Origin of the sequence: Streptomyces sp. NPDC047515 (assembly GCF_040643055.1) — a bacterium.
In the GTDB taxonomy this organism is placed as follows: domain Bacteria; phylum Actinomycetota; class Actinomycetes; order Streptomycetales; family Streptomycetaceae; genus Streptomyces.
In genome coordinates, this window is sequence record NZ_JBEYTM010000043.1 from 32,025 (window position 1) to 52,661 (window position 20,637).

A 20,637-nucleotide genomic window follows, 5' to 3' on the forward strand; every position below is an offset into this window, starting at 1 on the left:
CGCGGGCCTTTTGCTGCGACCGTTCTGCCTTTATAGTCAAGTTGACTATTAAGGAGGCGGGAGTGAGTCTCGCGGATGTCCTCGACCCCCTGCAGCAGCCCCTGGTGACGGTCCTCGACACCCCGGTCAGCTGCACCGAGGTGCTCGGCTTCGGCAGCGGGGCGCTGTGCGTGTGGCTCGTGGCCCGCCAGCACCTCGCCAACTGGCCGATCGGCATCGCCAACAACCTCTTCTTCATCCTGCTGTTCGCCCAGTCAGGCCTGTACGCCGACGCCGGACTCCAGATCGTCTTCATCGCCCTTGCCGCGTACGGCTGGTGGACCTGGACCCACGGGGGTGGACCAGGGGCGCCGGACCTGCCGGTGCGACGCACCTCGCGCACCGAATGGACCTGGCTGCTCGCGGTGGGGGCGGTGGGGACCCTCTCCCTCACCGTCCTGCTGGACCACGCCACCGACTCGACCGTGCCCTTCTGGGACGCCCTGACGACCGCGTTGTCCCTGACGGCGACGTACGGGCAGTGCAGGAAGCTCGTCGAGTCGTGGTGGCTCTGGATTGCCGCCGACGTGGTGTACATCCCGCTGTACGCGTACAAGGAGCTCTATCTGACTTCCCTGCTGTACGTCGGCTTCCTGACGTTGTGCCTGATCGGCCTGCGCAACTGGCGGCGTGATTTCGCCGTGCGGCGGCCCGTGGAGGTGATGGCGTGAAGCGCTTCGCGCACGGGCTCGTCCTCGGCAAGTTCTACCCGCCGCACGCCGGCCACCACCACCTCGTCCGCACCGCGCAGGACCGCTGTGAGCGGCTGACCGTCCTGGTGTGTGCCGCCTCCGTCGAATCCGTACCGCTCGCCGACCGGGTGGCCTGGATGCGGGAGGTGCACCCGGACACACAGGTCGTGGGTGCCGTCGACGACATCCGCATGGACCTCCACGACCCGGCGATCTGGGACGCGCACATGGCCGTCTTCACCGAGGCCGTGCCCGAACCGGTGGACGCCGTCTTCACCTCGGAGTCGTACGGGGACGAACTGGCCTGCAGGTTCGGCGCCGAGTCGGTCTGTGTCGACCCCGACCGCACGGTCTTCCCGGTCTCCGGCACCGCCGTCCGCAAGGACCCGGTCGGCTGCTGGGACTTCCTCGAACTGCCCGTACGGGCCGCGCTCGCCCGCCGGATCGTCGTCCTCGGCGCGGAATCCACCGGCACCACGACGATGGCCCGCGCCCTCGCCGACCACTACCGGCGGCGCGGCGGTGTCTGGGCGCGGACCCGTTGCGTCGCCGAGTACGGACGGGAGTTCAGCGAACAGAAGCTGGCCGCGCTGCGCGCCCGGTGGCCCGGGGCCCAGTGGGAGGACGTCGCCTTCACCACCGATGACTTCCCGCTGATCGCCGAGACGCAGAACGTCAAGGAGGAGGCGGCCGCGCGCACCGGTTCGCCGGTGCTCTTCTGCGACACCGACTCCTTCGCCACCACCGTCTGGCACGAGCGGTACGTCGGCGGCCGCAACCCGCTCGTCGAGGAGACCGCCGACCGCGTCGCCCACCATCTGTGGCTGCTCACCGACCACGAAGGGGTCGCCTTCGAGGACGACGGGCTGCGTGACGGCGAGGAGCTGCGGCCCTGGATGACCGACCGCTTCCGGGCCGAACTCACCCGTACCGGAAGAGAGTTCATCGAGCTCACCGGGGCCCATGAGGAACGCCTGGCCACCGCCGTGGCCGCTGTCGACACCCTGCTCGCCGCCGGCTGGAGCTTCGCCGCCCCCCTCCCGGAGCACCGATGAGCGCCGGTGCCCCCGCGGGCTACGACCCGTACGCCTTCGAACCCTTCGCGGTCACCGTCGACCTGGCCGTCTTCACGGTCCGCGACAGTCGGCTGCACGTCCTGCTCGTCGAACGGGGCGAGGACCCCTACAAGGGCCACTGGGCACTGCCCGGCGGCTTCGTCCTGCCCCGCGAGTCGGCCGAGGACGCCGCCCGCCGGGAGCTCGCCGAGGAGACCGGCCTCACCGAGGGCACCGTCTCGGCCCTCCACCTGGAACAGCTGCGCACCTACAGCGCCCCGGACCGCGACCCGAGGATGCGGGTCGTCTCCGTCGCCTACGCCGCACTCGTCCCCGACCTGCCCGAACCCCGCGGTGGCGGAGACGCCGCCAGCGCCCAGTGGTGGGACGTCCGGACCCACGGCCCGCTCGCCTTCGACCACGACCACATCCTTGCCGACGCGCACGACCGGATCGGCGCCAGACTCGAATACAGCTGCCTGGCCACCGCCTTCTGCCCGCCCGAGTTCACCCTGGGAGAGCTCCAGCAGGTGTACGAGACGGTCTGGGGAGTCGAGCTGGACCGGCCCAACTTCCGGCGCAAGGTCCTCACCACACCCGGCTTCGTCCAGGCCGTGGAGGGACCGCCGCGCCGCACCGGCGGACGGGGGAAGCCGGCCGCTCTCTACCGGGCGGGCGCCGCCACCGCCTTGCACCCACCACTCCTGAGACCGGAAGGAAGAACCACGTGATCGTGACCAGGACCATCACCAAACAGGCCGCCACCGGCGCACTGACCGGGCTTGCGCTCGGCGATGCACTGGGCTTCCCGACCGAGTTCAACAACGTGCCGTCGATCCTCGCCAAGTGCGGGCCGTGGCGCCGGATGCGGCTGCCGAAGCCGGCGATCGTCACCGACGACACCCAGATGACGCTGGCCCTGGGGCGGGGCATTCGGACCGCCATGGACCGAGGGCTGCTCACCCCGCTGCGGCTGACCCGCCCGGTCCGTGAGGAGTTCGTCGACTGGTACCACTCGCCCGACAACAACCGTGCCCCCGGCCGCACCTGCATGACCGCCTGCCGCCTGCTCGACAGCGACCGGCTCTGGCAGGAGGCCAGCCAGACCGGGTCCAAGGGCTGCGGCGCCAACATGAGGGTCGCGCCGGTCGGACTCGTGCCGGGGCTGAGCGACGAACAGCGCTCCGGCGCGGCCCAGTTGCAGGCGGCCCTCACCCATGGGCACCCGACGGCGCTCGCCGCGTCCGATCTGATGGCCCGAGCGGTGTACCTGCTGGCACAGGGGGCGGAGCCGAGGGGCCTGATCGGGCAGCTGCGCAGTTACGCCTACGAGAACAGCAGCCGCTATCTCACGCGCTGGCTCGGCGACCTCTGGCGGTACGCGGGCGACTCCTCGCCGGAGCTTTACATCAAGAGGGGCTGGGACGAATGTCTTGCCGCCCTGGCCCGCGTCCAGGACGCCCTGCGCGTGCCGTCCCCGGAGAGCGACCCCTGCGAGGCGACCGGCGACGGCTGGATCGCCGAGGAGGCCCTGGCCACAGCCCTGCACTGCTTCCTGCTCTTCCCCGACGAACCGGTCACCGCGCTGCGCCGGGCCGCCTGCACCCGGGGCGACTCGGACTCCCTCGGCTGCCTGACCGGCGCGCTCGCCGGTGCGCACCTGGGAGCGGGGGCCTGGCCCAAGGAGTGGGCGGAACGGATCGAGTACCGGAGTGATCTGCTCTCGCTGGGGGCGCTCTGGGACTCCTGATCCACGCGTACGGGAACGACGCGCCTGCCGTCCACCACGGTCTCCGGGGTGCGCCCGCACAGGATGTGGACCTTCGGGGGGTCCGTCTCCCGCACGGTCCCGGACCGGCCGCCGGGCGCACGCGGGCGCTGACGACGCGAGGGCGGGGTTCTGCGGGGCCGGGTCACCGTAGGGACCGGTGTGCCGGTGCCGAGGAGACGGCCGACAGGTGCCCCGCCCCGCCCACCGGGCGGGGCGGGGCGTTCAGCCGTGGCCGGGCCACGACACGGACGCCCGGCGGGTGCGGACCAGGAAGTCCTCCACCCGGGCCCGGTCCGGTTCGGGCGGCAGCGGTGAGGAGGTGACCGCCGCGTCGTTCTCCTGGGTCAGGCGGGTCATACGGCGTTCGACCTCCGCCCAGGGCACCTCGCCGCGTTTCACCGCCAGCAGCTCCTCCCGGGCCGGGCCCACCTCGATCGTGAGCTCGCCCGTGCGCAGCAGATCCCGGCCACTGGTCAGCAGCCGCAGCAGATGCATGGCATGCTTCCAGCGCGGAGCCCCGTACCGCCGCATGTCCGCCTCCAGCTTGCTTCGCTGGCCCCACGCATAGCGGACGAAGGTCTGATGAGCCAGCCGGGACAGGAACGCCCCCCGCAGGGAAAGGAGTTCACGGCCCACGGTGTCGACGTGCTCCACGAGCGGCGAGTGCAGGCACTCCAGCACATTGGGATTGGCCCGCAGGGCCAGCTCGCAGAAGCGCTCCAGTTCCCAGGAGAACTGCTCCTGCGCCGGGCCCTCGACATGCGTCGGCGGCTTCTTGAACCGCCAGAACAGCGGCGTCGGCGCGAGGAAGACGCCACGCCGGTCCGTGTCGCTGCCGTCCGTGGCGAGCCCGAAGGCGCGTGACCCCATCACACAGGAGTAGACCGTGTGGTCACGTACCAGAGTCTCGGCATCGGCGTTGATCATGCCGGTGAGGGTACGCGAGCGAAATTGCCTTGCACCGGGGGTTTTCGCGGTGCCGGGACCGCCGCCGTGACGGTGGGCGCGGGGGATCGGCCCGCCCGGCCCAAGTGGCAGAAGCCCGGGATCTGATCGACATTGTCGATAAATCATCCCCTCTGGAAAGGTGTAACCATGGCGGAAAACGACCTCGGCAGCCTGCTCGGCGGTCTGCTGGGCGGCGGTCAGGGCGGCCAGGGCGGCCAGGGCGGCGCCTCCGGCGGCGCAGGGAACATCCTCGGCGCGCTGCTGGGCGCACTGGGCGGCGGCCAGGGCGGTACGGGCGGCAGTGGCAACGCGCTCGAAGGGCTGATCGGGATGCTCACCAGGTCCGGCCTCGTCGACCAGGCGCACTCCTGGGTCGGCACCGGTGAGAACCAGGCGGTCAGCGGCTCCCAGATCGCCGAGGCACTGCCGGACGAGACCCTGCGCAGGGTCGCCCGGGAGGCCGGGGTCTCCACGGAACAGGCGGCCGACGAGATCGCCCGGTCGCTGCCGACGGCGGTCGACAGACCGTCACCACGGCGGAGCCCTCCGGCCGCAGGTTCCGCCCGCCACGCACCGGTGGCCGCGGGGCCGGCCCCCTGCACGCCGCCCCGTCTCACTGGCAGAGCACCCCGGCCGCCCGCCGCGCCACCCCTCTAGGCTGATCACGCGGAAAGGTCACGCAGGCGGACAGCAGGCGCGACACGCACGAAGAAGCGAGGAGCACGACGTGGCGGTACGAGCGGTCCGTGGAGCCGTCCAGCTGGAACAGGACGAGGCCGGACACATGGGTGAGCGGGTCAGTGCCCTGCTCACCGCCGTCCTGGAGCGCAACAACCTCGTCGCGGACGATCTGATCAGCATCTGGTTCACGGCCACCCCCGATCTGCACAGCGATTTCCCGGCCGCCGCGGCGCGCGGGATCGGTATCGTCGACGTACCGCTCATCTGCGCCCAGGAGCTGGACGTCGTGGGCGCGATGCCCCGGGTGGTGCGCATCCTCGCGCACGTCGAGACATACCTCCCCAAGTCCGAGATCGCACACGTGTACCTCGGCGCCACCGCCGCCCTCCGCAAGGACATCGCCCAGTGAGAACCGCCCTCGTCATCGGAACGGGCCTCGTCGGCACCTCCGCGGCCCTCGCCCTGGCCGGGCGCGGGATCCATGTCCACCTGGTCGACCACGACTCCGAGTCGGCGCGTACCGCGGCCGCGCTCGGTGCCGGTACGGACGAGGCGCCCGAGGGCCCCGTCGACCTGGCGATCATCGCCGTGCCGCCCGCGCATGTGGCCTCGGTCCTGGCCACGGCCATGCGGGACGGCGTCGCCCGCGGCTACCTCGACGTCGCCAGTGTCAAGGGCGGCCCGCGCCGTGAGCTGGAGGCCCACGGCGTCGACCTGACCCCGTACATCGGTACGCACCCCATGGCCGGAAAGGAGCGATCCGGCCCCCTCGCCGCCACCGCGGACCTCTTCGAGGGCCGTCCCTGGGTCCTCACCCCGACCCGTGACACCGACACCGAGGTCCTGAACCTCGCCCTGGAACTGGTCGCGCTCTGCCGCGCCGTCCCCGTCGTCATGGACGCCGACGCGCACGACCGGGCCGTCGCGCTGGTCTCGCATACCCCGCAGCTGATCTCGTCGATGGTCGCCGCCCGTCTGGAGGAGGCCGACGAGACCGCCGTACGTCTCTGCGGCCAGGGCATCAGGGACGTCACCCGGATCGCCGCCTCCGACCCCCGGATGTGGGTGGAGATCCTCTCCGCCAATCCCGGGCCGGTCGCCGACGTACTGGCCGGGGTCGCCGCCGATCTGGACGAGACGGTACGGGCGCTGCGCGGTCTGCAGTCCGGTGACGACGACAGGCGCCGCGAAGGCACCGAAGGCATCGAGGACGTCCTGCGCCGCGGCAACGCGGGACGGGTCCGGGTGCCCGGCAAGCACGGGACGGCCCCCGCCTCGTACGAGATCGTGTCCGTACTCATCAGCGACCGGCCCGGCGAACTGGCCGGGATCTTCGCCGACGCCGGACGGGCAGGGGTCAACGTCGAGGACGTCCGCATCGAGCACGCCACCGGGCAGCAGGCCGGCCTGGTCCAGCTGATGGTCGAGCCGAGCGCGGCCGCCGGGCTGAGCGCGGCGCTGCGCGAGCGGGGCTGGTCGCTGCGCCAGTAGGCCCTGGGCGGCGGGCCCGCGAGGAGGTTGTCCACAGGGGTGCAGAGGACCCCTCCGGCACTCGGTAACCTTGTGCGGGGCGGGTTCGCGCGTCCCCGTCCCGCCCACCCCGAGTACCAGGAAGGTGTCCACCACCGTGGAAACCGCAAGCGCCGCCGCCCGGACGGCCCCGGCCGCAGTGATCGTCGCCATCGACGGGCCCTCCGGCACCGGCAAGTCCAGCACGTCCAAGGCCGTCGCCGCCCAGCTCGGCCTGAGCTACCTGGACACCGGCGCGCAGTACCGGGCGATCACCTGGTGGATGCTGAACAACGGCATCGACGTGCAGGACGCGATGGAGGTGGCGACCGCCGCCGCCAAGCCGGTCATCGTCTCCGGCACGGACCCGGCCGCCCCGACCATCACCGTCGACGGCGAGGACGCCTCGGGCCCGATCCGTACCCAGGAGGTCACCTCCAAGGTCAGCGCCGTCAGCGCGGTCCCCGAGGTGCGCACCCGGATCACCGAGCTGCAGCGCACGATCGCGGCCTCGGCCGAGCGGGGCATAGTGGTCGAGGGCCGCGACATCGGTACCACCGTGCTGCCCGACGCCGACCTGAAGATCTTCCTCACCGCGTCGCCGGAGGCGCGTGCCGCCCGCCGCAGCTCGGAGGTGAAGGGCTCCGATCTCGCCGCCACCAAGAAGGCGCTGATCAAGCGGGACGCGGCCGACTCCGGCCGCAAGACCTCCCCGCTGGCCAAGGCGGACGACGCCGTCGAGGTCGACACCACCGAGCTGACTCTTCAGCAGGTCATCGAGTGTGTCGTCACCCTCGTCGAGGAGAAGCGGGCCGCGCAGTGACCCGAGCCACGGGCTCGCCCACGCCGCGCGGCGCGGCGGTCGGACGCGGGATCGGTATCGGGCTGATGTACGGGCTGTGGAAGCCCCGCGTCCTCGGTGCGTGGAAGGTCCCCGCCTCCGGACCCGTCATACTCGCGGTGAACCACTCCCACAACATCGACGGTCCGATGCTGATGGGCACCGCGCCCCGGCCCGTCCACTTCCTGATCAAGAAAGAGGCGTTCGTCGGCCCGCTCGACCCGTTCCTGCGCGGCATCGGTCAGCTGAAGGTGGACCGTACGACCGTCGACCGGACCGCCATCATCGACGCCCTCGGCGTGCTGGAGGGCGGTGGGGTGCTCGGGATCTTCCCCGAGGGCACCAGGGGCGAGGGCGACTTCGCCTCTCTGCGTGCCGGGCTCGCGTACTTCGCGGTACGCAGCGGAGCGCCGATCGTCCCCGTGGCCGTACTGGGAAGCACCGAGCGCCGCGGACGGTTGATATCGGCACTGCCGCCGTTGCGCAGCCGGGTCGACGTCGTCTTCGGTGATGCCTTCGACGCGCAAGAGAGGGCGCGCAGCTCGGACAAGGGCGGCAGTGGGCGGCGGACACGCAAGGCGCTGGACGAGGCGACGGTGCGGATCCAGGCGCGGCTGACCGCCCACCTGGACGAGGCCAGGCGTTTCACCGGGCGTAGGTAAGACTTGAGTAGTGGGCCGCGTGGTCGCGGCCCATCGATGATGATGCAAAGAGGAACGGACTTCATGAACGACCAGATTCACTCCGACGGCTCGGACCACGAGCACGGAGCGCTTGGCGACGCCGAGTACGCGGAGTTCATGGAGCTCGCCGCGGAGGAGGGCTTCGACGCCGAAGAGGTCGAGGGCGCGCTCGGGGAGGCCGGTCACGGACCGCTTCCCGTGCTCGCCGTCGTCGGCCGCCCCAATGTCGGCAAGTCGACGCTGGTGAACCGGATCATCGGCCGCCGCGAGGCGGTCGTCGAGGACAAGCCCGGTGTCACCCGTGACCGCGTCACCTACGAGGCCGAGTGGGCGGGCCGCCGCTTCAAGGTCGTCGACACCGGCGGCTGGGAGCAGGACGTGCTGGGCATCGACGCCTCCGTCGCCGCCCAGGCGGAGTACGCGATCGAGGCCGCCGACGCGGTCGTCTTCGTGGTCGACTCGACTGTCGGCGCCACCGACACCGACGAGGCCGTCGTCAAGCTGCTGCGCCGGGCCGGCAAGCCCGTCGTGCTGTGCGCCAACAAGGTCGACGGCCAGAGCGGCGAGGCAGACGCCACCGCGCTCTGGTCGCTGGGCCTCGGCGAGCCGCACCCGGTCTCCTCGCTGCACGGGCGAGGCACGGGCGACCTGCTCGACGCCGTACTCGAAGCGCTGCCCGAGGCCCCGGCGCAGCGCTTCGGCACCGTGATCGGCGGACCGCGCCGGATCGCGCTCATCGGCCGTCCGAACGTCGGCAAGTCCTCGCTGCTGAACAAGGTGGCGAACGAGGACCGCGTCGTCGTCAACGAGCTCGCGGGCACCACCCGTGACCCGGTCGACGAGCTGATCGAGCTGGGCGGCATCACCTGGAAGTTCATCGACACGGCCGGTATCCGCCGTCGCGTCCACCTCCAGGAAGGGGCGGACTACTACGCCTCGCTGCGTACCGCCGCCGCTGTGGAGAAGGCCGAGGTCGCCGTCGTCCTGATCGACGCCGCCGAGTCCATCAGCGTCCAGGACCAGCGCATCATCACCATGGCCGTGGAGGCCGGGCGTGCCCTGGTGATCGCGTACAACAAGTGGGACACCCTCGACGAGGAGCGCCGCTACTACCTGGAGCGCGAGATCGAGACGGAGCTCGCGCAGGTCGCGTGGGCCCCGCGGGTCAACGTCTCCGCGGTCACCGGTCGTCACATGGAGAAGCTGGTCCCGGCGATCGAGACCGCCCTCGCCGGCTGGGAGTCCCGCGTCCCCACCGGTCGGCTGAACGCCTTCCTCGGTGAGATCGTCGCCTCCCACCCGCACCCCGTCCGCGGCGGCAAGCAGCCCCGGATCCTCTTCGGCACCCAGGCGGGCACCAAGCCGCCGCGCTTCGTGCTGTTCGCCTCAGGCTTCCTGGAGCACGGTTACCGGCGCTTCGTCGAGCGCCGCCTGCGCGAGGAGTTCGGCTTCGAGGGCACCCCGATCCACATCTCGGTGCGGGTCCGCGAGAAGCGCGGCCGCAACAAGTAGCACGCAAGGGCCCGTGAGAGAGCCCAGGACCGTTCCGGATCCGGTACGGTCCTGGGCTCTCTCATACGGTCAGGCCCCTCGCGATCCCGGGGGCAGAGCCGCGGGCTGGGTGCGTCCGGAGTGCCTCCCCACCCGCTGCCAGGAACCCAGGCTGCCGGTGTGCGTGCTCGCGCCGCTGCCGTGTCCGGCTGTCGTGCTGTGTGCGGAGAGGCCGGTGGAGTGACCGGAGTGGCCGCTCAGCGGGAGGCGGCTGCCGAAGAGCCCGGAGCCGAAGGCAATGAAGCCGAGATTCTCCTCGCCGCTCCGATCGCCCGGCAGCGCCCGGAACGACCGGCGGTACTCCGAGTACAGCGCGTCGTAGATCGGGGTCTGGGACTGACCGCCCAAGGGTTCCTGCGAGGGACGCATGGCAGGGATCGGGCTCGGGCGCTGGTGGGAGGAGTCGTATGCGTGCACGTATGTGCCAACGACCCCGGTGTCCGTCGGATGCGGGCCCGGCGGAGAAATAGCTGTTCGCCGCAGGCGCGAGGAGCCGACGGACACGATCAGGTCCCGGCCAGCGGCATCGCCGCGGCGACCAGGAGCCCGGCGGCGGCGGCCTTGTCCAGGGCGTCGCGCAACAGGTCCTCGCGGGGCTGCTGGCCGATCGCTCCCGCCGGGGCGGCGAAGACGAGCACGGTCTGCGACTTGTTGGCCGCCGTTCGCCAGCCCTCGGTGACCTGGAGCGGCGCGTGTGCCTGCCACCAGGCGACGGGGGCGCCGCCGGTGCCCGGCTGGAGCACGGCGTGCAGCCGGCCCATGGCGAGCAGGATCGACCAGCCGCGCAGCACCGGGGGCATCCCGTCCACCCGGCGGACCGGATGGAAGCCCTGCTCCAGCAGCAGCTGCAGGAACTCGTCTCCCCGGCTGCCGTCGGTGCCCGGACGGGCGATGGCGCCGGTCGGCTCGACGACGAGGGCCGGATGGAGCTCGTCGTCGATCAGGACGAGGCCGCTGGTGACCCCGAGGACGGCCTGTTCGGTGCTCGGGCCCTCCGGGCGTTCCGCGTCGCTGCCGGTGATGCTGCGGACCGCGCCCTGAAGCTGCTCCTCGGCGACCTGGACGACCTGCGAGGGGATGCAGCTCGCGTGGGCGAAGGCGAGGACGGCGGTCTCGTCACCGACGAAGAGCACCGTGCTGGTGCGTTCCTGCTCGGAGTCGCCGGGAGTGCGGCAGGAGGTGCAGTCGTAGCTGCCTGGGGTGTTGTCGCCGACGAGCAGCCGGTCGGCTTCGGCGTCGCCGATCTCGGCGCGTACGTCCTCGCTGACGTCGAGCATGCGCGGCACGGGTGGCTCCTCGAACTCGTTGCGTGGGCCGAGCGGTTCCCGGCTCATGAAGAAGACAACGGGCGATCCGCGGCCGGGGTCACGCGAGAAAGGGAACGTAATCGAACCATCCGACGCCGAGGGTGAATCTCGGGATCGGAAGGGCCCTTTACGGATTATTTGTCCCGATTGGTCGTGAGGTGATGTGATCGACTCGGCCAGGGAGTGGTTCGCCGATACATCGACAAATCAGGAAAACAGGCGAATATGAAAACGGCTGAAACTGGCCGATGTCAGGAGTGAACCTCCGGCCGGTCCGCGTCGTCATGGGTAGTACCGCCCTCCGCTGGTCGGCCGAACCGGGAGATGCACTGTTTTATGCACATTTCTTTCCTGCTCCACAACGCCTACGGAGTCGGGGGCACGATCCGCACGACGTTCAATCTCGCCGGGGCGCTGGCCGAGCACCATGACGTCGAGATCGTCTCCGTCTTCCGGCACCGGGACGTTCCGGCGCTGGGCGCTCCCGTGGGCGTGCGTCTGGGCCACCTCGTCGACCTGCGGAAGAAGAGCCCGACGTACGACGGCGACGCGGCCGAACACGCCCGTCCCGCAGCCGTGTTCCCGCGTGGCGACAGCAGGTACCGGCAGTACAGCAGGCTGACCGACGCGCGGGTGGCAGACCATCTGCGGTCGCTGGACGCGGACGTCGTGGTCGGAACCCGCCCCGGGCTCAACGTGCAGATCAGCAGGCAGACCCGGCGCGGTCCGGTCCGGATCGGCCAGGAGCACCTCACCCTCGACAGCCACGGCTACCGGCTGCGCCGCGAGATCGGGCACCGCTACGCCCTGCTGGACGCGATCACCACCGTCACCGAGGCCGACGCCCGTGCCTACCGGAGCGGGTTCAAGCTGCCCGGTGTGCGGATCGAGTCCATCCCCAACAGCGTGCCCGCGCCGGGGATCGCGCCCGCCGACGGCGACAGCAAGTGGGTGATCGCCGCGGGTCGGTTGCACAAGGTCAAGCGGTACGACCTGCTGGTCCGGGCCTTCGCCGACGTGGTCGCCGCCCGTCCGGACTGGCGGCTGCGCATCTACGGCGGCGGTGACGCGACCGGGAACGAGCGGCAGGCGCTGCTCACCCTCATCGGTGAACTCGGCCTGCACAACCACGTGTTCCTGATGGGCTCGGTCAACCCGCTGGAGGCCGAGTGGCCCAAGGGGGCGATCGCCGCGGTCACGTCCGACCGCGAGTCCTTCGGCATGACCATCGTCGAGGCGATGCGCTGCGGCCTGCCGGTCGTCGCCACCGACTGCCCGCACGGCCCCCGCGAGATCATCGAGGACGGCACGGACGGGCGGCTGGTGCCCGTCGGTGACACAGCGGCGGTGGCGGCGGCCCTGCTCGGTCTGATCGACGACGACGAAGCGCGGCACCGGGCGGGACGCGCGGCGCTGGCCGCGTCGCAGCGGTTCGATCCGTCGCGGATCGCCGAACGCCATGAGCGGCTCTTCACCGAACTCGCCTCCAGGGCCCCGAGCGGCCGTTCGCACGGCGCTCTGCGCACCACACTGCACCGCGCCCGCGGCACCGTGCTCGACGGGGCGTACGCCCTGCGCTACAAGGCCGCCGACGCCATCCGCAAGGGGAAGCCCGCATGACCGTCTCCGCAGAGCGACTGACACCACGAGCCGACTGCACCGCGGGTCCCGACGGCGAGATCGCCTTCGACCTCGACCCCGGTCTCCGCGCGGAGGGGAAGGCACCCGAACTGCTGCTGAGGCTGCGCGGCGGCAAGGGGGCCGCCGACGGCACCCTGCGACTGCCGCTGAGCCCGCTCGGTGACGGACGGCTGCGGGCGGAGCTGCCGAGCGCCCTTGAACCCGCCGAGGGACGTTGGGACGTCTATCTGTGTAAGCCGGGCGAGGACGAGGGGGTGGCCGTCGAGCCCGGGATCAGGGATCTGCGGCTCCTCATGGACCGCACGCCGCGGACCGGGCGGATCGTCGTCCGCATCCCGTATCCGACCGTCGACGGCCGGCTCGCCCTGCACTGCTGGATCCGCTCGCCGCACGCCGAGGCCGGACCGGTCACCTTCGACCGGGACGCGATGACCGTCGAGGGCACGCTGTACGGGACCGGTCTCGGCGACGACGCCCGCGTCGAGGCGCGCGTGGCCGGTACCACCGAGCGGGTCTGCCGGGTGCCGGTCACCGGGAAGAAGGACACGTTCTCCTTCACGCTGCCCCTCGACCGGCTGGCCGCCGGGCCGGTCACCGGGAAGCAGCTGTGGACGCTCTGGCTGATCCCCGGCACGTCGACCGGTGCGCCGGCCGACGGCGTACGGATCTCCCGCCTCCTCGACGACGTCTGGGACCGCAAGAACATCTACGTCTACCCGGGACGTGGCGTCGGGGAGGGGGTGCGCGCCACCCCCTGCTACTCGGCCGAGAACGACCTCTGCGTCCGGATCGAACCCGGTCCGACGCCGGCCCGGTAAGGCCTCGGCAGCCGATCGCGGACGCGGGCTGTCCGCGATCCCTGGCAGACTCGCCCCATGTTGGAGACCTCGGCACGACTGCTGCGCCTGCTCTCACTGCTCCAGGGGCACCGGGACTGGTCGGGCGCCGATCTCGCCGAGCGGCTCGGAGTCACACCACGGACCGTCCGACGCGATGTCGACAAGCTGCGCGAACTGGGCTACCCGGTCAACGCCGCCCCCGGCACGGGCGGCGGATACCGGCTCGGCGCCGGTGCGCAGCTGCCGCCGCTGCTCCTCGACGACGAGGAGGCCGTCGCCGTCGCCGTCGGGCTGCGCACCGCGGCGGGCAACGGGGTCGAGGGCATCGGCGAGACCTCCGTACGCGCCCTGGCCAAGCTGGAACAGGTGCTGCCGGACCGGCTCCGGCGCCGGGTGAACGCGCTGAACACCTTCACGGTGCCGTTGCTGCGCGGGCCCGGTGCGTCCACTGCCGACCCGGGTGTGCTCACCGAACTGGCCGGAGCCTGCCGGGACAGCGAGCGGCTGCGCTTCGAGTACCGGGACCACTCCGGTTCGGTGTCGCGCCGGGCCGTCGAACCGCACCGGCTGGTGTGCACGGAACGCCGCTGGTATCTGGTCGCCTGGGACCTGGACCGCGCGGACTGGCGTACGTTCCGTGCGGACCGGATCACCCCCACGCCGCCGCACGGCCCGAGGTTCGTGCCGCGCGACGCACCGGCCGCGGACCTGGCCGCCTATGTCTCGGAGGGCATCTCCACCGGCGCGTACGCGACCCGTGCGGTGATCCGGCTGAAGACGGGTATCGAGCGCGCGGCGGAACGGATCCCGCCGTCCGCCGGGGTGCTGGAGGCGGACGGCGCCGACAGCTGTCTGCTGCGCACCGGGGCCACGAGTCCTGATGTGCTGGTCATCCACGTCGTGCTGATGGGGATCGACTTCGAGGTCGTCGAACCCCCGGAGCTCAATGACGCCATCAGAGCGGTCAGGGACCGGCTGTCGAGGGCCCTGGGCTGAGCGCCTCCACCGGTGTTCCCCCCGCGGCGAACCGAAGGTTCGGCTTGTCCGCTATACGGGCAGCGGTGGGCGGTAGTGCCGGTCCATGGCACGGATTTTGTGACCAAAGGATAAGGGTGCCATAAGGAAGCGTGAATTCCCGGTGGCATGCTCATTTACGCGGGTTATTGAGCACGGCAATTCCGGCTGCTCGATACGGTGTAATCCGTTTCGTTTTCAGGTGTTCCGTATGATCGTTTCCCGGCTTGTGTGATTACTGTGTGTCGGGTCGTGGGTCGCATGTCCGGGCGGCGTGATCCGGGCAGCTCATGTGTCGAGATCCTGTGACACAAGCGTGACAGGCGGGGGACGTGAGGATGCCGTGGGGCAGCCCGCGCCCCGGCTTCCGTCGCGGTCCGGGGGAGCCTACGGTGAGAGACATGGCACCTATACCGACCCCTCCCGTCCAGCCCGAAGACGCACCCGGCGCGTACGTCGGCCTCGCTGTCGACGTGGCCGAACGGCGAGCGCGCAGCCATGGCTGGACCACCGTCAGATCGCTGCCGCCGGGGGCGATCATCACCATGGAGTACCGGGGCGGACGGATCAACTTCGAGGCCGTCGACGCCGTCGTCACCCGCTGTTGGGTGGGCTGAGCACCGCCGCGGCCGGGCTCCGGGTTCCGGGTTCCGGGTTCCGGGCTTCGGGCTTCGGGCTTCGGGTACAGCGAAGGCCCCGACCTGAGTCGGGGCCTTCGCTGTGCTGGGGAGCGGCTGTGCGTACCGGCTCCCGGCGCTGTTCAGCCGCCGGACACCGGGCGGGCCGGGGCCGTGCCGCCGCGGGGCGTACGGTCCGTGTGCGGCGGGCGCCGACTCCCGGCCGGGGTGACCGGAGTCCGTTCCGAACGCACCAGATGCGACGGCGGGGCCGGGTGGGTACGCGGGCGGGGACCCGTGACCGTGCCCGCGGCGACCGGTTCCAGCACCGGGCTCTCCGTAACGGCGTCGCCGCCGTCCAGCTGCGCGGGCAGCGCGGTCCGGGGTCCACCCACCGCGACGGGCAGGGAGGGAACGGGGCGGGCGCGTCCCCGCAGGATCTCGCGCTGGGCGAAGATCCAGGCCTCGGCCCGGGTGATCAGCGGCTCGACCCAGGGCAGAGCCAGCAGGATCAGCAGCCCCGCGGCCCAGCCGAGCAGCACATCGCTGAGCCAGTGCGTGCCGAGGTAGACGGTGGTGAGCCCGACGCCGAGCGAGACGATCGCGGACACGGCCGACAGATAGCGTCTGGCCCGCGGGGTGGTCGCCAGGTAGGCGAGGATCCCCCAGGTCACGACCGCGTTGGCGGTGTGGCCCGACGGAAATATATCGCCGCCGGCGAAGAGTTCGGCGGAGCCGATCTGGGTCGCGTAGTGCGGGCCGAGCCGCCCCAGGCCGATCTTGACCGCACCGACCGTCGCGTTGAGCAGCAGCAGTGCGGCGCCGAGTGTCAGCAGGGGCCGCAGTGTGTGCTGCCGCCAGGAGCGCCAGCCGAGCCAGCAGGCGACCATGGTGGCGGTGGGGCCGCGCTGACCCAGCACGATGTAGTAGTCGAGGAACGCATGGATTTGCGGCCACTGCTGATAGGGCCGGAAGAGCATGACCTTCCAGTCCAGAGTCACCAGCCAGGAGGAGACCAGCACGGCGACGACGATGGCGAGATAGAACGCCAACGTCCCGCCGAAGAGAGCGATGCGGTGACGGCTCATCCGCGGTGGCTCTATCTTCGGCGGCTCCGGCTCCCGGTCCAGGCGGGCAAAGATGTCGGTACGCACCCAATCGACGTTACAGCGAGTTAGTGCGTGGACCGGTCGATCCGGTCTCTTTGTGATGACGATGTGATGTGGACTATGTCTCAGTCGGACCTTAATTCCTGACGCGAAGAAGCGCCCCGACAAGCCTCCACGCTTTTTATTTCGCACTTATTTCGGAAGGGTGTTTGGGGGTGGGAAGAAAAACGAAGGAGGTGTCGGTATGAATTTATCCGGCCCCTCGAAGGGATGGAACCGAAGGTGTCCGTCCGGTCACCGACCGCTTTCGGCGCAGGCCCGGCCGGTGGTGCCGGAGTGACGCCGGGTACCTTCTGTGCCGGGTACGGAGGCCGGCGGCGCAGCCCCGAGCGGTCCCGGGTGGCGGTCGTCCGCGCAGGTCCGACGGGCTCCGGGCGGCGACGCGGCGTGGCGCACGCCACACTCCACGGCTCGTCGGGGTATGAGGTGGACCACGTGTGGGTGCTCCGAACTCGCGTACGCTGACGGATCACTCGCCCGTCGATGCCGGGCCCCGAGGGGTGGCGAACCGCCGCGTCCCCGGCTGGCCCGCCGAACGCGAGGGACCTTTTGGGAGGTACATGCATGTCCGGGACGACCACAGCCCGAATCCGGCTGCGCTCAGCCGCCGACGGTGCCAATCGATGGGTCGTCCTCGTCGTCCTCTGCCTCAGCCTGCTGCTCGTCGCACTCGACGCGACCGTGCTCCACGTCGCGGTCCCCGCCGTCACCGAGGACCTGCGGCCCAGCGCCGCCGGTCTGCTCTGGATCGTGGACGCCTATCCGCTGGTCTGTGCCTCGCTGCTGATCCTCTTCGGCACCCTCGGCGACCGGGTCGGCCGGCGCCGCGTGCTGCTGCTCGGCTATGCCCTGTTCGGTGTCGCCTCCGCGATCGCCGCGATGGCCGGCAGCCCCGGCGCACTGATCGCGGCGCGCGCCCTGCTCGGTGTCGGCGGGGCGATGATCATGCCCGCGACGCTGTCGATCCTCCGGCAGGTCTTCCCCGACCGGCGCGAACGGGCCGTGGCGATCGGCGTCTGGAGCGCGGTCGCCGCCGTCGGAGCGGCCACCGGGCCCGTCATAGGCGGCTTCCTGGTCGAACACTTCTGGTGGGGCTCGGTCTTTCTGATCAATGTCCCGCTGATGGCCCTGGTCCTGCCGGTCGGCCGCCTGCTGCTGCCCGAGTCGCGCGGCAGCGACGACGGCCCGTGGGACGTGCTGGGCGCGCTGATGGCCGCGGCCGGTGTGCTCGGCGTGGTCCTCGGGGTGAAGCGGGCGGGCACCGGGGAGGGGCTGCTGAGCCCGGTCACACTTGCCCCGCTGCTGATCGGGGCCGTACTGCTGGTCACCTTCGTGCGCCGTCAGAAGCGCCGTACGCATCCGCTGATAGACATCGGGATGTTCGCCCGGCCGGCCTTCTCCACCGCGGTGGGCTGCATCGTCCTCGCCATGCTGGCCCTGGTCGGGCTGGAACTGATAGCCGTGCAGTACCTCCAGCTCGTGCTCGGGCTGAGCCCGCTGGAGACCGGTCTGCGGCTGCTGCCGCTCACCTTCGCGGCCATGGCCGCGGGCGCCACCGGGTCGTACACGCTGCGCCGCGTCGGACCGCGGCGGATGGTCGGCTGGGGCTTCGTGCTCACGGCTGCCTCGGTGCTGATCCTGACCGCGATGGGGCAGCACGACCGGCCCGGCCTGCTGACCGCGGCGTTCGTCGCACTCGGCTTCGGACTGCAGAGCACGCTCTTCGGGGCATACGAATCCATGCTCAGTGATGCCCCGGCCGACCGGGCGGGCGGGGCGGCGGCGATCGGCGAGACCTCGTACCAGCTGGGCGCGGGCATGGGTATCGCCCTGCTCGGCAGTGTCATGAACGCCGCCTACGCCCCCGGACTCGCGAAGCTCCCCGGAGAGGGTGTCCCCGTCGGGGACGGCGCGGCCGCCACCCACTCGCTGGGTGAGGCCTACCAGGTGGCGGACCGGCTCGGCGGTCCGCTGGGCGAGGCGCTGCGCTCCACGGCCCGCCACGCCTTCATCACCGGGCTGCATGTCACGCTGCTGGTCAGCGCGGCCCTGCTGCTGGCCGGGGCGCTCGCCGCGCTGCGGCTGCCGCGCGCGATGGAGTGCCCGTCGCCGGCCCTTCGCGAAACCGGGGACGCCGGCGCGGGCGAGGCGCCGGAACACCCCGAGCCGCACGAGGCGCCCGTCGTTGCGGGCCGCACGCAGCGGTCGCTCGCGCTGCCCGCCCGGCGCCGACCCGCCGAGGCGACCGGCTCTGGACGGGCGGGACACTGAGCCGTAACGTCGACACGAGGCCATAACTAACACTGCTAGTTTTAGCATCGTGCGAGCCGCCGGAGGCGCCCTCATGTCCACCACCCCGTCCTCGAAGCTCCCGCCCTTCGACCCCGCCGACCCCATCGGCATCGACGACCTGCTCGGACCCGAGGACCTCGCTATCCGCGACACCGTCCGGGACTGGGCCACCGACCGCGTGCTGCCGCACATCGCCGAGTGGTACGAGAACGGCGAGCTGCCCGGCATCCGGGAACTGGCCCGCGAGCTCGGTTCGCTCGGTGCTCTCGGCATGTCCCTGCAGGGCTACGGCTGCGCGGGCGCCACCGCCGTGCAGTACGGGCTGGCCTGCCTGGAACTCGAAGCGGCGGATTCGGGGATCCGCTCGCTGGTCTCCGTGCAGGGATCGCTCGCCATGTACGCCATCCACCGCTTCGGCTCCGAGGAGCAGCGGCAGCGGTGGCTGCCGGGCATGGCGGCCGGCGAGGTCATCGGCTGCTTCGGTCTCACCGAGCCGGACCACGGCTCCGACCCGGCCGGGATGCGGACGTACGCCAGGCGCGACGGAGGGGGGGACTGGGTCCTCACCGGTCGCAAGATGTGGATCACCAACGGCTCGGTCGCCGGGGTCGCCGTCGTCTGGGCGCAGACCGACGAGGGCGGCGCGGGCGGCGGAATCCGCGGATTCGTCGTGCCGACCGACACCCCGGGCTTCACGGCGCCCGAGATCAAGCACAAGTGGTCGCTGCGCGCCTCGGTCACCAGTGAGCTGGTCCTCGACGAGGTACGGCTGCCCGCCGATGCCGTACTCCCCGCAGCCACCGGTCTGCGCGGCCCGCTCAGCTGTCTCAGCCACGCCCGCTACGGCATCGTCTGGGGAGCCATGGGCGCGGCGCGCTCCGCCTTCGAGGCGGCCCTCGGCTACGCGCGGACCCGGGAACAGTTCGGCAGGCCGATCGGCGGCTTCCAGCTCACCCAGGCCAAGCTCGCGGACATGGCCGTGGAACTGCACAAGGGCATCCTGCTCGCCCACCATCTGGGCCGGCGGATGGACGCGGGCCGGCTCCGGCCGGAGCAGGTCAGTTTCGGAAAACTCAACAATGTGCGGGAGGCGATCGACATCTGCCGCACCTCGCGCACGATCCTCGGCGCCAACGGGATCTCGCTGGAGTACCCGGTGATGCGCCATGCGACGAATCTGGAGTCGGTGCTCACCTACGAGGGAACCGTGGAGATGCACCAGCTGGTGCTGGGCAAGGCGCTCACCGGTCTCGACGCGTTCCGGTAGACCGGTTGGCGAGCGCCCTGCTCAGCTCTGGTTGAAGAAGCCGTCGGCCGGCCGGCCGGCGGCTTCGCCGTTGACCACCCGGGTGTCGGCCGGCGTCAGCAGGAAGACCCGGGTGGCCACGCGCTCGATCGAACCGCGCAGCCCGAAGGTCAGCCCCGCGGCGAAGTCCACGACGCGCTTGGCGTCCGTGGGGTCCATGGTCGTGAGGTTGACGATCACCGGCACGCCGTCCCGGAAGAGCTCGCCGATGCCTCGCGCGTCCCGGAAGCTGTCCGGGGTGACGGTGGCGATCCGGCGGCCCGTCTCCTCGGCCGTCTCGGAAGCCACCTGCACCCGGGGATCGGTCACCCAGACCTGGCCGGTCCCGGTCTGCGCACCCCCGGCGTACTCGTCGTCGTCGTAGTACCGCTCGTCGTTGTCCTCCACGAGGCCCAGCCAGGCACTCGCCTTGCGCACCGATCCCATGGACGCCTCCTCTCACCGCGGTTCCGTGATGTTCCGCATCTCTTTCGTATCCCTATGGTCGTCCATGATGCGGATCGTGCGCCAAGTGGATAGTCGGCGCGCAGGGGATTCGTGACGGTACTGGTGCAGAAGATGTGGCGGTTCGTCAAGGTTCCTCCTGCATCAGGGGCCTGGAGGAAAGAAAATATGATGCGCCGCTCCGTATGGGTGACACGGAGGACGTACGGGTGAACGGGGCGCTCGATACGATGCATGT

21 protein-coding genes are annotated in these 20,637 nt (G+C 71.1%); 16 read left to right on the forward strand and 5 right to left on the reverse strand.

Annotation, left to right across the window (positions count from 1 at the left end; translation table 11 throughout):
* Positions 1 to 62: 62 nt before the first annotated feature.
* Genes pnuC through ABZ826_RS28500 form a run of 4 tightly spaced genes read left to right on the forward strand, consistent with a single transcriptional unit; the run spans position 63 to position 3,536 of the window.
* Positions 63 to 710, forward strand: coding sequence for a nicotinamide riboside transporter PnuC (gene pnuC / locus ABZ826_RS28485; protein WP_361454263.1), 648 nt, complete (start codon positions 63 to 65; stop codon positions 708 to 710).
* Positions 707 to 1,786 (forward strand): AAA family ATPase, encoded by a 1,080-nt coding sequence (locus ABZ826_RS28490; RefSeq protein ID WP_361454266.1) that lies wholly within the window; start codon positions 707 to 709, stop codon positions 1,784 to 1,786. Before pnuC ends, ABZ826_RS28490 begins: the two co-directional genes overlap by 4 nt.
* Positions 1,783 to 2,517, forward strand: coding sequence for an NUDIX domain-containing protein (locus tag ABZ826_RS28495; RefSeq protein WP_361454269.1), 735 nt, complete (start codon positions 1,783 to 1,785; stop codon positions 2,515 to 2,517). Before ABZ826_RS28490 ends, ABZ826_RS28495 begins: the two co-directional genes overlap by 4 nt.
* Positions 2,514 to 3,536 (forward strand): ADP-ribosylglycohydrolase family protein, encoded by a 1,023-nt coding sequence (locus ABZ826_RS28500; RefSeq protein ID WP_361454272.1) that lies wholly within the window; start codon positions 2,514 to 2,516, stop codon positions 3,534 to 3,536. Before ABZ826_RS28495 ends, ABZ826_RS28500 begins: the two co-directional genes overlap by 4 nt.
* 243 nt (positions 3,537 to 3,779) lie before the next feature.
* Here ABZ826_RS28500 and ABZ826_RS28505 read toward each other — a convergent pair whose 3' ends face one another.
* Positions 3,780 to 4,484 (reverse strand): nucleotidyltransferase domain-containing protein, encoded by a 705-nt coding sequence (locus tag ABZ826_RS28505; RefSeq protein WP_361454275.1) that lies wholly within the window; start codon positions 4,482 to 4,484, stop codon positions 3,780 to 3,782.
* Positions 4,485 to 4,652: 168 nt separating this feature from the next.
* Here ABZ826_RS28505 and ABZ826_RS28510 point away from each other — a divergent pair, with 168 nt between their 5' ends.
* The 6 genes from ABZ826_RS28510 to der all read left to right on the forward strand — a co-directional run bounded on the left by ABZ826_RS28510 (position 4,653) and on the right by der (position 9,731).
* Positions 4,653 to 5,162, forward strand: coding sequence for a YidB family protein (locus tag ABZ826_RS28510; protein ID WP_361454278.1), 510 nt, complete (start codon positions 4,653 to 4,655; stop codon positions 5,160 to 5,162).
* 70 nt (positions 5,163 to 5,232) lie between these two features.
* Positions 5,233 to 5,595 (forward strand): chorismate mutase, encoded by a 363-nt coding sequence (aroH, locus tag ABZ826_RS28515; protein ID WP_361454281.1) that lies wholly within the window; start codon positions 5,233 to 5,235, stop codon positions 5,593 to 5,595.
* Positions 5,592 to 6,677: a prephenate dehydrogenase gene (locus ABZ826_RS28520; RefSeq protein WP_361454284.1), complete on the forward strand. Its 1,086-nt coding sequence runs from the start codon at positions 5,592 to 5,594 to the stop codon at positions 6,675 to 6,677. The genes aroH and ABZ826_RS28520 overlap by 4 nt, the downstream gene beginning before the upstream one ends.
* A 124-nt stretch (positions 6,678 to 6,801) precedes the next feature.
* A complete protein-coding gene (gene cmk / locus ABZ826_RS28525; protein WP_361454287.1) occupies positions 6,802 to 7,518 on the forward strand; it encodes a (d)CMP kinase in 717 nt (238 codons plus the stop codon).
* Positions 7,515 to 8,198 (forward strand): lysophospholipid acyltransferase family protein, encoded by a 684-nt coding sequence (locus ABZ826_RS28530; RefSeq protein ID WP_361454290.1) that lies wholly within the window; start codon positions 7,515 to 7,517, stop codon positions 8,196 to 8,198. Before cmk ends, ABZ826_RS28530 begins: the two co-directional genes overlap by 4 nt.
* Before the next feature lie 63 nt (positions 8,199 to 8,261).
* Complete coding sequence (der, locus tag ABZ826_RS28535; RefSeq protein ID WP_361454293.1) at positions 8,262 to 9,731, forward strand: ribosome biogenesis GTPase Der; 1,470 nt, start codon at positions 8,262 to 8,264, stop codon at positions 9,729 to 9,731.
* A gap of 69 nt (positions 9,732 to 9,800) precedes the next feature.
* On the opposite strand, the gene ABZ826_RS28540 is transcribed toward der, so the two are convergent.
* Positions 9,801 to 10,139: a hypothetical protein gene (locus ABZ826_RS28540; RefSeq protein WP_361454296.1), complete on the reverse strand. Its 339-nt coding sequence runs from the start codon at positions 10,137 to 10,139 to the stop codon at positions 9,801 to 9,803.
* Between the two features lie 137 nt (positions 10,140 to 10,276).
* Positions 10,277 to 11,056 (reverse strand): hypothetical protein, encoded by a 780-nt coding sequence (locus tag ABZ826_RS28545; protein WP_361454361.1) that lies wholly within the window; start codon positions 11,054 to 11,056, stop codon positions 10,277 to 10,279.
* A 357-nt stretch (positions 11,057 to 11,413) separates the two neighbouring features.
* Between ABZ826_RS28545 and ABZ826_RS28550 the strand changes: the two genes are divergently transcribed.
* From ABZ826_RS28550 to ABZ826_RS28565, 4 genes are all read left to right on the forward strand, one after another.
* Positions 11,414 to 12,697, forward strand: a complete 1,284-nt coding sequence (locus ABZ826_RS28550) for a glycosyltransferase (RefSeq protein ID WP_361454300.1) — start codon at positions 11,414 to 11,416, stop codon at positions 12,695 to 12,697.
* Positions 12,694 to 13,536 carry a transferase gene (locus ABZ826_RS28555; protein WP_361454303.1) on the forward strand — a complete coding sequence of 281 codons (843 nt, stop codon included), beginning with the start codon at positions 12,694 to 12,696 and terminating at the stop codon, positions 13,534 to 13,536. Before ABZ826_RS28550 ends, ABZ826_RS28555 begins: the two co-directional genes overlap by 4 nt.
* A gap of 57 nt (positions 13,537 to 13,593) precedes the next feature.
* Complete coding sequence (locus ABZ826_RS28560; protein WP_361454306.1) at positions 13,594 to 14,553, forward strand: YafY family protein; 960 nt, start codon at positions 13,594 to 13,596, stop codon at positions 14,551 to 14,553.
* A gap of 419 nt (positions 14,554 to 14,972) precedes the next feature.
* Positions 14,973 to 15,188 (forward strand): I78 family peptidase inhibitor, encoded by a 216-nt coding sequence (locus ABZ826_RS28565; RefSeq protein WP_361454309.1) that lies wholly within the window; start codon positions 14,973 to 14,975, stop codon positions 15,186 to 15,188.
* A gap of 143 nt (positions 15,189 to 15,331) precedes the next feature.
* Here the strand turns inward: ABZ826_RS28565 and ABZ826_RS28570 are convergent, their stop codons facing one another.
* A complete protein-coding gene (locus tag ABZ826_RS28570) occupies positions 15,332 to 16,342 on the reverse strand; it encodes a phosphatase PAP2 family protein (protein ID WP_361454312.1) in 1,011 nt (336 codons plus the stop codon).
* 579 nt (positions 16,343 to 16,921) lie between these two features.
* Between ABZ826_RS28570 and ABZ826_RS28575 the strand changes: the two genes are divergently transcribed.
* Both ABZ826_RS28575 and ABZ826_RS28580 read left to right on the forward strand, forming a co-directional pair.
* A complete protein-coding gene (locus tag ABZ826_RS28575; RefSeq protein WP_361454315.1) occupies positions 16,922 to 18,628 on the forward strand; it encodes an MFS transporter in 1,707 nt (568 codons plus the stop codon).
* Between the two features lie 73 nt (positions 18,629 to 18,701).
* Complete coding sequence (locus ABZ826_RS28580) at positions 18,702 to 19,916, forward strand: acyl-CoA dehydrogenase family protein (RefSeq protein WP_361454318.1); 1,215 nt, start codon at positions 18,702 to 18,704, stop codon at positions 19,914 to 19,916.
* A gap of 21 nt (positions 19,917 to 19,937) precedes the next feature.
* Here the strand turns inward: ABZ826_RS28580 and ABZ826_RS28585 are convergent, their stop codons facing one another.
* A complete protein-coding gene (locus tag ABZ826_RS28585; protein ID WP_361454321.1) occupies positions 19,938 to 20,381 on the reverse strand; it encodes a cell division protein SepF in 444 nt (147 codons plus the stop codon).
* Positions 20,382 to 20,637 lie beyond the last annotated feature (256 nt).

Coding starts and splice junctions, on each gene's coding strand:
- ABZ826_RS28585 (WP_361454321.1), bottom strand. CDS start 20,381: ATGGGATCGGTGCGCAAGGCGAGTGCCTGGCTGGGCCTCGTGGAGGAC.
- ABZ826_RS28560 (WP_361454306.1), top strand. CDS start 13,594: ATGTTGGAGACCTCGGCACGACTGCTGCGCCTGCTCTCACTGCTCCAG.
- ABZ826_RS28540 (WP_361454296.1), bottom strand. CDS start 10,139: ATGCGTCCCTCGCAGGAACCCTTGGGCGGTCAGTCCCAGACCCCGATC.
- ABZ826_RS28565 (WP_361454309.1), top strand. CDS start 14,973: ATGGCACCTATACCGACCCCTCCCGTCCAGCCCGAAGACGCACCCGGC.
- der (WP_361454293.1), top strand. CDS start 8,262: ATGAACGACCAGATTCACTCCGACGGCTCGGACCACGAGCACGGAGCG.
- ABZ826_RS28580 (WP_361454318.1), top strand. CDS start 18,702: ATGTCCACCACCCCGTCCTCGAAGCTCCCGCCCTTCGACCCCGCCGAC.
- ABZ826_RS28555 (WP_361454303.1), top strand. CDS start 12,694: ATGACCGTCTCCGCAGAGCGACTGACACCACGAGCCGACTGCACCGCG.
- ABZ826_RS28510 (WP_361454278.1), top strand. CDS start 4,653: ATGGCGGAAAACGACCTCGGCAGCCTGCTCGGCGGTCTGCTGGGCGGC.
- ABZ826_RS28550 (WP_361454300.1), top strand. CDS start 11,414: ATGCACATTTCTTTCCTGCTCCACAACGCCTACGGAGTCGGGGGCACG.
- ABZ826_RS28575 (WP_361454315.1), top strand. CDS start 16,922: ATGTCCGGGACGACCACAGCCCGAATCCGGCTGCGCTCAGCCGCCGAC.
- ABZ826_RS28495 (WP_361454269.1), top strand. CDS start 1,783: ATGAGCGCCGGTGCCCCCGCGGGCTACGACCCGTACGCCTTCGAACCC.
- ABZ826_RS28505 (WP_361454275.1), bottom strand. CDS start 4,484: ATGATCAACGCCGATGCCGAGACTCTGGTACGTGACCACACGGTCTAC.